Here is a 3,526-nt window from a genome sequence, read left to right as displayed (position 1 = left end):
CCGGTCGCGCCCGACCGTGCGCGCGGCCGGCGCAACGCCCGCGCAGTTGACCAGCACGCGCTCCTGCCCATGCGCCTTGCGGGCAGCAGCGAAGCCAGCCTCGACGCTGGCTTCATCGGTCACGTCGACCGCGCAGAACAGCCCGGCGATCTCTTCCGCAAGCGCCTCGCCCAAGGCGCGGTTGCGGTCGAACACGGCAACGTTCACGCCGCGCTCGGCGAGCGCCCGCGCCGAGGCCGCACCGAGCCCCGAAGCCCCACCCGTGACCACCGCGGCCACACCCATTCCAACGTCCATCGCGCTGCATTCCTCTCCACGCGAACCGCGCTCCGCCACGCAGAAACGGCTCACCGATTTTGCTTGTCCGGCGCCCCACGGGCGCCGATCCGATTAATCGAACGATTAAGGCGTCAGCGCAAGACGGTTCCGCTGCCCGGCATCATCCGGAACGACCAACGCAGCAATCTTTCCCAAACAGCCAAAGAAAAGACATGAAATTGAAAAAGATCGCCCCTTTTGCGCTCATTCATAACCCGCACGGCCGCATCGCAACACACCTGCAATATATTGCATATTGCCACATTGATACACCCCAATGTTGCATCAAGGTCACAGCGAGTTGCCCATTTTTGCACTACCCACAACATGGGATTGAAAGCGGGTTCAGGGAGCGCAACAAAACTGACGCATGGCAGCCGTGCGCGTTTGACGCGTCAGCCTGCTAGCATCCGGGTCGCCCTTCAGGATTGGTCACGCACCTGTCGGGCGAACGAAGCAACAAGGGACACACACGTGAAGACAACTCTGAAAAAGGCCGCGCTGTGCAGCGCGACGAGCCTGACGGTGTTCGCAGCGCTGGGCTCGACGAGCGCCTACGCGCAGGACTCGATCACCGACACGGCCGCCTCGGCTCAGTCGGCCGATGCCGAACCGAGCGGCGCCATCATCGTCACGGGTTCGCGCATCCAGCGTCGCAATCTCGAATCGGCTGCCCCCATCGCGGTCGTTGACAGCGAAGAGTTCACCCTTTCGGGCGCGGTGAACGTCGAAAACGTCATCAACACGCTGCCGCAGGTCATTCCGGGCACGACCGCGTTCTCGAACAATCCGGGCGGCGGCGTCTCGACGCTCGACCTTCGCGGCCTGGGCGCCAAGCGCACCATGGTCCTGGTCAACGGCCGTCGCTGGATGTTCTACGATACCGACCAGGTCGTCGACCTCAACACCATCCCCGCGTTCCTCATCAAGGACGTCCAGGCGGTGACCGGCGGCGCTTCGGCCGTGTACGGTTCGGACGCTCTGGCGGGCGTTGTGAACTTCACGCTCAAGAACGTCGACGGCATCGAAGGCGGCGCGCAGTACAACCTCACCAACGAAGGTGACGGCCAGCGCTACGAAGCCTACATCGCGGCCGGCGGTGAATTCGCCGACGGCAAGGGCCACGCCACCGTCTACGCCGAATACTACAACCGCAAGAGCATTCTGCAGGGCGACCGCAGCTTCTCGGACACGGTCCTCAGCGACGATGGCGACGGCGGCTTCACCGCCGGCGGTTCGTCGACCGTTCCTTACGGCCGCTTCACCTCGACCTCGTCGAGCTGCCCCTCGGGTAACGTGTTCTGCTCGCCCGGCGCGGTCTTCAAGACCCCCGGCACCGGCACCACGCGCACCAGCAGCGACCTCTACAACTACGGTCCCGACAACTACCTGATGGTCCCGCAAGAGCGTTACCTGATGGGTGGCTACGCGGACTACGAAGTTGCCGACGGCCAGACCGCGTACACCGAAGTGACGTTCGTTCACAACATCGTGCGCAACCGCCTCGCGGCCACTCCGGTCACCGGCACGTTCAACTACGACATCGCGACCGTCGGCCAGTTCCTCGATTCCGCGACCCTCGCCGATCTGACCGCGCTCGACACCGATGGCGACGGCGTCGTCGCGCTGACCACCCAGCGCCGCGTCACCGACGGATCGGCCCGTCTCTCGGTCGACGAACGCAACGCCTTCCGCGTCCTGGTCGGCATGCGTGGCGGGATCACGAACGCGATCAACTACGACGCGTACTACATGTACTCGCGTACCCGTAACTCGAACATCCAGTACGGCAACATCTCGCGCTCGGCCTTCCAGGCCGGTCTCGACGGCACGGCCGACGCGATCAACATCTTCGGCGAGCTGCGCATCCCCGTGATGGCCAACCAGCCGGGCGTCTACCGCCTCGAAATCGGCGGTGCGGCGCGTTACTCGGACTACTCGCTGGGTGCCGTCGGCGGCGTCTGGGCCTACGCTGGCTCGATCGAATACGCTCCGATCCCCGACGTGACCTTCCGCGGCCAGTACCAGCGCGCGGTCCGCGCCCCGAACGTCTCGGAACTGTTCGGCGGCCAGTCGCAGGGCTTCCCGACCGCGGTCGACCCCTGCGCCCTGGCTTCGGCGGCGAGCGATTCGACCATCTACAACCTGTGCGTCGCCACCGGCGTTCCGGGGGCCCTGGTCGGCGACTCCTCGGTCCAGATCAACACCCAGATCCAGGGCCTGTTCGGCGGCAACCCCGACCTGCAGGAAGAAACCTCGGACAGCTGGACGGCCGGCGTCGTGTTCACCCCGACCTTCATCCCCGGTCTGTCGGTCACGCTGGACTGGTACAAGATCAAGGTCGACGGCTACATCTCGACCCTTGGCGGTGGCCTCGCGAACACCCTGAACCTGTGCTACAACGAGATTCAGGACATCAACAGCCAGTACTGCCAGGCCTTCGTCGGCACGCGCAACGCCCTGGGCCAGATGGACGGCGAGAACCCGCCCTCGATCCTCAACGCCAACACCGGCGCGCTTGAGGTCGAAGGCATCGACTTCGAGCTGAACTACACCAAGGATCTCGACTTCGGCCTGATGGGCCAGACCTCGAAGCTGAACTTCAGCTTCCAGGGCACCTACAACATGCACTACATCTACACCCCCGTGGCCGAGCTTCCGGACACGACGTACGAGTGTGCGGGTTACTTCGGTGCGCTGGTCTGCGACGATCCGATCGCGCAGTGGAAGTGGGTTAGCCGCCTGACCTGGCAGGATGGTCCGCTGACCACCAGCTTCCGCTGGCGCCACCTTTCGGCCGTCCGCGACGACGATCCCTCGACCGACTACACCGTCGAGCGTATCGGCGCCTACGACCTGTTCGACCTGACCTTCGGTTTCGACGTGACCGAGGAAGTCACCCTGAACTTCGGCATGAACAACCTGTTCAACAAGAAGCCGCCGCTCATGGGCGACAACCAGGAACAGGCCAACACCTACCCGAGCACCTACGACGTGCTGGGCCGCGACTTCTTCGTCTCGGCGAAGTTCCACTTCTAAGCCCTTGTCCCTTCGGGGACGAGTGCGGGAAACAGGAAGGGCGGGAAGCTTCGGCTTCCCGCCCTTTGCTTTTGCCCGCAAGCGCTATGGTCCTGGTGAAGGAACCTAGTGGATTGATTTTGAAATTTGCATCCCCTGGCGGCTGGGATGGGTCTGCAAATGTCAAAAT

The 3,526-nt window shown here is 63.9% G+C and carries 2 protein-coding genes; one reads left to right on the top strand and one right to left on the bottom strand.

Going from position 1 to position 3,526, the window contains the following annotated elements:
• On the bottom strand, window positions 1-297 hold a 297-nt coding region (locus tag MTR62_RS20405), incomplete at its 3' end, for an SDR family NAD(P)-dependent oxidoreductase (protein ID WP_244024405.1).
• Window positions 298-792: 495 nt separating this feature from the next.
• Between MTR62_RS20405 and MTR62_RS20400 the strand changes: the two genes are divergently transcribed.
• Window positions 793-3,357, top strand: a complete 2,565-nt coding sequence (locus tag MTR62_RS20400) for a TonB-dependent receptor domain-containing protein (RefSeq protein WP_244024403.1) — start codon at window positions 793-795, stop codon at window positions 3,355-3,357.
• Window positions 3,358-3,526 lie beyond the last annotated feature (169 nt).

The sequence above is a fragment of the Novosphingobium organovorum genome (assembly GCF_022832435.1).
GTDB lineage: Bacteria > Pseudomonadota > Alphaproteobacteria > Sphingomonadales > Sphingomonadaceae > Novosphingobium > Novosphingobium organovorum.
This window is presented reverse-complemented; position numbering and strand designations above follow the sequence as displayed.